Origin of the sequence: Streptomyces sp. NPDC057638, from assembly GCF_042800315.1 — a bacterium.
Taxonomy (GTDB): Bacteria; Actinomycetota; Actinomycetes; order Streptomycetales; family Streptomycetaceae; genus Streptomyces.
Map to the genome: position 1 here is coordinate 1 of NZ_JBHVHF010000410.1, position 5,650 is coordinate 5,650.

The 5,650-nt window shown below is 72.9% G+C and carries 5 protein-coding genes; all 5 read left to right on the forward strand.

The genetic code is table 11. The features are described from left to right. The first annotated feature begins 457 nt into the window (after positions 1–457). From ACFVIM_RS32065 to ACFVIM_RS32085, 5 genes are read left to right on the forward strand one after another with little or no spacing between them, the layout of a single operon-like run. Positions 458–1,501, forward strand: coding sequence for a ParA family protein (locus tag ACFVIM_RS32065; RefSeq protein WP_384308957.1), 1,044 nt, complete (start codon positions 458–460; stop codon positions 1,499–1,501). Further along, positions 1,498–2,028 carry a hypothetical protein gene (locus ACFVIM_RS32070; protein ID WP_384308966.1) on the forward strand — a complete coding sequence of 177 codons (531 nt, stop codon included), beginning with the start codon at positions 1,498–1,500 and terminating at the stop codon, positions 2,026–2,028. The genes ACFVIM_RS32065 and ACFVIM_RS32070 overlap by 4 nt, the downstream gene beginning before the upstream one ends. Before the next feature lie 60 nt (positions 2,029–2,088). Then, positions 2,089–3,561: a segregation/condensation protein A gene (locus ACFVIM_RS32075; RefSeq protein WP_384308959.1), complete on the forward strand. Its 1,473-nt coding sequence runs from the start codon at positions 2,089–2,091 to the stop codon at positions 3,559–3,561. Continuing rightward, the gene (gene scpB / locus ACFVIM_RS32080; protein WP_384308961.1) at positions 3,558–4,166 is read left to right on the forward strand and encodes an SMC-Scp complex subunit ScpB; all 609 of its coding nucleotides are present in this window, start codon (positions 3,558–3,560) and stop codon (positions 4,164–4,166) included. Before ACFVIM_RS32075 ends, scpB begins: the two co-directional genes overlap by 4 nt. A gap of 18 nt (positions 4,167–4,184) precedes the next feature. After that, a complete protein-coding gene (locus ACFVIM_RS32085) occupies positions 4,185–5,375 on the forward strand; it encodes a pseudouridine synthase (RefSeq protein WP_384308963.1) in 1,191 nt (396 codons plus the stop codon). Positions 5,376–5,650: the final 275 nt, after the last annotated feature.

Genomic DNA, 5,650 nt, shown 5'->3' on the forward strand with positions numbered 1-5,650 from the left:
GGCGTCAACAACGAGCCAACGGCCGGATCTTGCCGCGCAAGGTCCGGCCGTTGGCGTGTCCGGTCGGCGGCCGGTGGCCCAACTCGCCGTGAACGTAACCCTTCAGCCGATTCGCCCACCCGGAAACTCCCCGCGCCACGTCGCGCATGAACGGCCGCGCACCCTTGACAGACGGGTGTTCCGTTGCCGACACATCGGGCCGGGTCCGGTGGATTGTGTTGCTGCGGAGCGGTGACACGCCATAGAGTCGCCAACCGTCGGCATGGTGCCACGCTGACCTATCGATAAAGTCCTGGTCACGTCCAAGGAGGTAAGACGACTTGTGAATGAGTCGACAATTACTCCCGGGGGTGGTCACATCGGAGCGCCCGCGTGGGGCCCCGGTCCGTCCGCCGGGCCAGGGGGTGTCGGCTCCATCGCCGTCCCGAGCTTCACGACGCGCCAGGACACCCCGCACATGACGACAGCCCACACGATGAAGATGACGGACGGCCTACACGTGAACGCCACGGCCGGCAACGAGAGTGGCCGAGAGTCCACCCACCTCGCCGCCTACGAGGACATCCCCGAGGGTCACTTCTACGACCCCGACGCCGAGTACGAGCCGGACCCCGAGTACGCGGCCACCCTGGCCCCCGACGCCGCGCGCCAGCGCCGCGAGCGGATCGGGCCCACCGGGCGGCCCCTGCCGTACTTCCCGATCCCGGGCCCGCTGACCGACCACGGCCCCGCGAAGATCATCGCGATGTGCAACCAGAAGGGCGGCGTCGGCAAGACCACGTCGACCATCAACCTGGGGGCCGCGCTCGCCGAGTACGGACGGCGGGTCCTGCTCGTCGACTTCGACCCGCAGGGCGCCCTCTCCGTCGGCCTCGGCGTCAATCCGATGGAACTGGACCTGACGGTCTACAACCTGCTCATGGAGCGGGGCATGTCGGCGGACGAGGTGCTGCTGAAGACGGCCGTGCCCAACATGGACCTGCTGCCGAGCAACATCGACCTCTCCGCCGCCGAGGTGCAGCTCGTCTCCGAGGTCGCGCGCGAGTCGACGCTCCAGCGGGCGCTCAAGCCGCTGCTGGGCGACTACGACTACATCGTGATCGACTGTCAGCCCTCGCTCGGACTGCTCACGGTCAACGCCCTCACCGCGGCCCACAAGGTGATCGTGCCGCTGGAGTGCGAGTTCTTCGCCCTGCGCGGTGTCGCGCTGCTGACCGAGACCATCGAGAAGGTCCAGGAGCGGCTCAACCCCGACCTGGAGCTCGACGGCATCCTCGCCACCATGTACGACTCGCGCACCGTGCACAGCCGTGAGGTCCTGGCGCGGGTGGTGGAGGCGTTCGACGATCACGTGTACCACACGGTGATCGGCCGTACCGTCCGCTTCCCCGAGACCACGGTGGCGGGTGAACCCATCACCACATACGCCTCCAACTCGGTCGGCGCAGCCGCCTACCGCCAGCTCGCCAGGGAGGTGCTCGCCCGGTGTCACGCCGAGTGAGTCTGCCCGGGGCCGACGAACTGTTCCGTACGACCGGGGGGATGGCGCTCCAGCCGTCCTCGCCGCGCCGGGGAGCGAACGGGGACGCGAGGATCCCGGCCCCGGCGGGCGAGAGCGATCCGCTGGAAGGGCCCGAGGGGGCGGCCGCCGACGCGCCGCCCGCGCTGGAGGAGCCCGCAGAGACCCGTGGTCGGCCCGAGGAGCCCCCCGCGGCCACCTCGGGCTCCGTCCCCAGGGCCCGGCGCTCCCAGGCCCCCCAGGAGGCGACGACGGCCCCGGCGCGGCGCACCAAGCGAGGCGCCAACCGCCGCCCCAGCGGGCGTGAACGCCATGACGAGAAGATCACGGTCTATGTCTCCGCCGAGGAGCTGATGGATCTGGAGCACGCGCGGCTGGTGCTGCGCGGTGAGCACGGTCTCGCCGTCGACCGCGGCCGGATCGTCCGGGAGGCCGTCGCGGTCGTCCTCGCCGATCTGGAACAGCGCGGCGACGCGAGCATCCTCGTGCGCCGTCTGCGGGGCCGCTGACGGTAGCCTGCGCGCTACCGCCGCATCTCTTTGTGTGCTCCCGCTCTGGTTTGGACCGCTATGCCCCCGATCGACCCTCCCCGCCCACCGCGCCGCGTCCTGGGCCGGGGGCCGGGTTCGCCGGGGGCGTCGGGCACTTCGGGTGCTTCCGGTACTTCCGTACGTCGGGAGCCGGAGGCCCCGCGGGTACGGGAGGTGCCGCCCGAGCCGGAGCCCGTGGCATCGGCCACCTTGGAGCGACGCGTTCCACGGGAGCCGGAGGAGGTACGCGCCGGAGCGGGCGAGCGGCCATCGGTCCGGTCCGCGGCCGTGGCTCCGGAGCGGCCCGCTGACCCCGATGGTTCCGCCGAGATCGAGCGGGCCGGTGCCGGGGGCGCCGCAGGGCCGGACCGTGGACCCGGAGCTGAGGAGGCGGCCGGACCCGCGCCGGATCCCGGGAGCGCGACCGGGCCCGTACCGGACGCCGAGTCCGAGTCAGGGCCGGAGCCGGAGTCCGTTGTCGGCGTCGGATCCCGGGCGCGGGACGGATCCGGGCCGGAGCCGGGGACCAGGGGCGCGCCCGAGGCCGGGCACGCGCCCGATCCTGAGCACGCGCCTGGCTCTGAGCACCCGCCTGGTCCCGGGCGCACGGCCGGACGCGTGCCCGAGTCCGGTCCCGGCGGGGCGTCCCCCGCCGACGACGGCCGCTTCACCGTCCGGCTGGCCAACTTCGAGGGCCCCTTCGATCTGCTGCTCCAGCTGATCTCCCGGCACAAGCTCGATGTGACCGAGGTCGCGCTCTCGAAGGTCACCGACGAGTTCATCGCCCATCTCCGTGCCCTCGGCGACGACTGGGAACTGGACGAGACGACCGAGTTCCTCGTCGTCGCCGCCACCCTGCTGGACCTCAAGGCCGCCCGGCTGCTGCCCGCCGCCGACATCGAGGACGAGGCCGACCTGGAGCTGCTCGAGGCCCGGGACCTGCTCTTCGCGCGGCTGCTCCAGTACCGCGCGTACAAGCAGATCGCGGCGATCCTCAGCGACCGGCTGGAGACGGAGGGGCGGCGCCACCCCCGTACCGTCGGCCTGGAGCCGCACCACGCCGAGCTGCTCCCGGACGTCGTCATCAGCGTCGGCGCGGAGGGGTTCGCGCGGCTCGCGGTGAAGGCGGCCCAGCCCCGGCCCAAGCCGCAGCTCTCCGTGGATCACATCCACGCGCCCCTGGTCAGCGTGCGGGAACAGGGGGAGGTCGTCGTCGCGCTGCTGCGGGAGCGGGGGCGGGCGAGCTTCCGTGAGCTGGTGGCGGACGTGGCGGGCGAGACGCTCACCGTGGTGGCGCGCTTCCTGGCGCTGCTGGAGCTGTACCGGGACCGGGCCGTGGCCCTGGACCAGGAGGAGGCCCTCGGTGAGCTGACCGTCGTGTGGACCGTCGGTGACGGCGGCGCGAGCGTCACCGACGAGTTCGACCGGCCCCCCGATCCGGCCGCCGCCCCCGGTGCCTCCGGCGCCCCCGAACCCACCCCTGAGCCCGACACCACGGAGGAGACGGCGTGAGCGATCTCAAGCCCGCCCTCGAAGCCGTCCTGATGGTCATCGACGAACCGGTGACCGAGGACCACCTCGCCAAGGTCCTGGAGGAGCCGCGCCGGGCCGTGGCGGACGCCGTGCGGGAGCTGGCCGACGAGTACACCGTCCAGGGCCGGGGCTTCGAGCTGCGGCTCGTGGCGGGCGGCTGGCGGTTCTACGCGCGTCCCGAGCACGCCGCCGCCGTGGAGCGGTTCGTCCTCGACGGCCAGCAGGCCCGGCTCACCCAGGCCGCCCTGGAGACCCTGGCGGTCGTCGCCTACCGCCAGCCGGTCAGCCGCTCCCGGGTCTCCGCCGTACGCGGGGTGAACTGCGACGGGGTCATGCGCACCCTGCTCCAGCGCGGTCTGGTGGAGGAGGCGGGCACGGAACCCGAAACAGGTGCGATCCTGTACGGGACGACGAACTACTTCCTGGAGCGGATGGGCCTGCGTGGCCTGGACGAGCTGCCGGAGCTGGCGCCCTTCCTCCCCGAGGCCGAGGCGATCGAGGCCGAGACACGGGAAGGGGTCCCGTCGTTCGATCCGGACGCTCCGGATCCGGACACAGCAGACCACCAACCGACTACGGACTGACGGACTCACGGACTTTTGATGCGAAGCAGCGGCAGGAACAGCGGCGGGCGTGGCGACTACCGGGGCGCCGGCGCGGGTGGCTCGCGGCCCAAGGGCCAGGGACAGCGCGACGGCGACCGGAACAAGCGCGCGGGCAAGCCGCGCCCCGAGGAGCGCCGCTACGACGTGGGCGGGTCCTCTCAAGGCGGTGGCTCCGGCCGTCCGTCCCAGGGTGGTGGCTCGGGCCGTCCGTCTCAGGGTGGTGGCTCGGGCCGCTCGGAGCGGCGCCAGGACGGCCGGGGCGGCGCTCCCGGCGCCCCGCGCACCGGCCGGGGCGACTCCGCCCGGGGCGGCGCCAAGGGCGGCCCGAAGCAGTCCCCGCGCGGTGGCGGCCGGACCGCCCCGGCGCGCTCGCGGGAGTACGAGACCCGGACCGAGGAGCGCAACCGCGAGCGGTACGCGAACAAGCCCGAGATCAAGACCCCCAAGACCTTCCCGGGCGCCGAGCAGGAGGGCGAGCGTCTCCAGAAGGTGCTGGCACGGGCCGGTATGGGCTCCCGCCGCGCCTGTGAGGAGCTGATCGAGCAGGCCAGGGTCGAGGTCAACGGCCGGATCGTCACCGAGCAGGGGCTGCGGGTCGACCCCGAGAAGGACGAGATCAAGGTCGACGGACTGACCGTCGCCACGCAGTCGTACCTCTTCTTCGCGCTCAACAAGCCCGCCGGTGTCGTCTCCACCATGGAGGACCCCGACGGCCGCCAGTGCCTCGGCGACTACGTCACCAACCGGGAGACCCGGCTCTTCCACGTGGGGCGGCTCGACACCGAGACCGAGGGCATCATCCTGCTCACCAACCACGGCGAGCTGGCGCACCGGCTGACCCACCCGCGGTACGGGGTGAAGAAGACCTACCTCGCCGCCATCCAGGGGCCCCTTCCGCGCGATCTGGGCAAGCGGCTGAAGGACGGCATTCCGCTGGAGGACGGGTACGCCCGCGCCGACCACTTCCGGGTGGTCGAGAACACCGGCAAGAACTACCTGGTCGAGGTCACCCTGCACGAGGGCCGCAAGCACATCGTGCGCCGCATGCTGGCGGAGGCCGGGTTCCCGGTGGACAAGCTCGTCCGGACCGCGTTCGGGCCGATCGGGCTCGGCGACCAGAAGTCGGGCTGGCTGCGGCGGCTGAGCAACACCGAGGTCGGCATGCTGATGCAGGAGGTCGGTCTCTAGACCGGCGCGGACACGGGGGAGGGGCCGGTCCCCGCGCCGGGCCCCTCGGGCTGAGGCCGTCGGCCCGGCCTCATCGGCCCTGACCCGTCGGCTGGCCCGTCGGCGCTGGCCCGTCGGACGAGGGCCGCGGCGCGGCCCGGCCTCCGTCGGATGGGGCCCTGTGACGCGGTCCCCCCGCCGTCCCACGCGTCCGGTCGCCGGCCCGGTAACGTCCCGGGCCGGTCGCCTGGACGAGGCCCGCTGTGACGCGCGAGCGGGATCGCGCGCCCCGGCGC

Coding starts and splice junctions, on each gene's coding strand:
- ACFVIM_RS32065 (WP_384308957.1), top strand. CDS start 458: ATGACGACAGCCCACACGATGAAGATGACGGACGGCCTACACGTGAAC.
- ACFVIM_RS32075 (WP_384308959.1), top strand. CDS start 2,089: ATGCCCCCGATCGACCCTCCCCGCCCACCGCGCCGCGTCCTGGGCCGG.
- ACFVIM_RS32085 (WP_384308963.1), top strand. CDS start 4,185: ATGCGAAGCAGCGGCAGGAACAGCGGCGGGCGTGGCGACTACCGGGGC.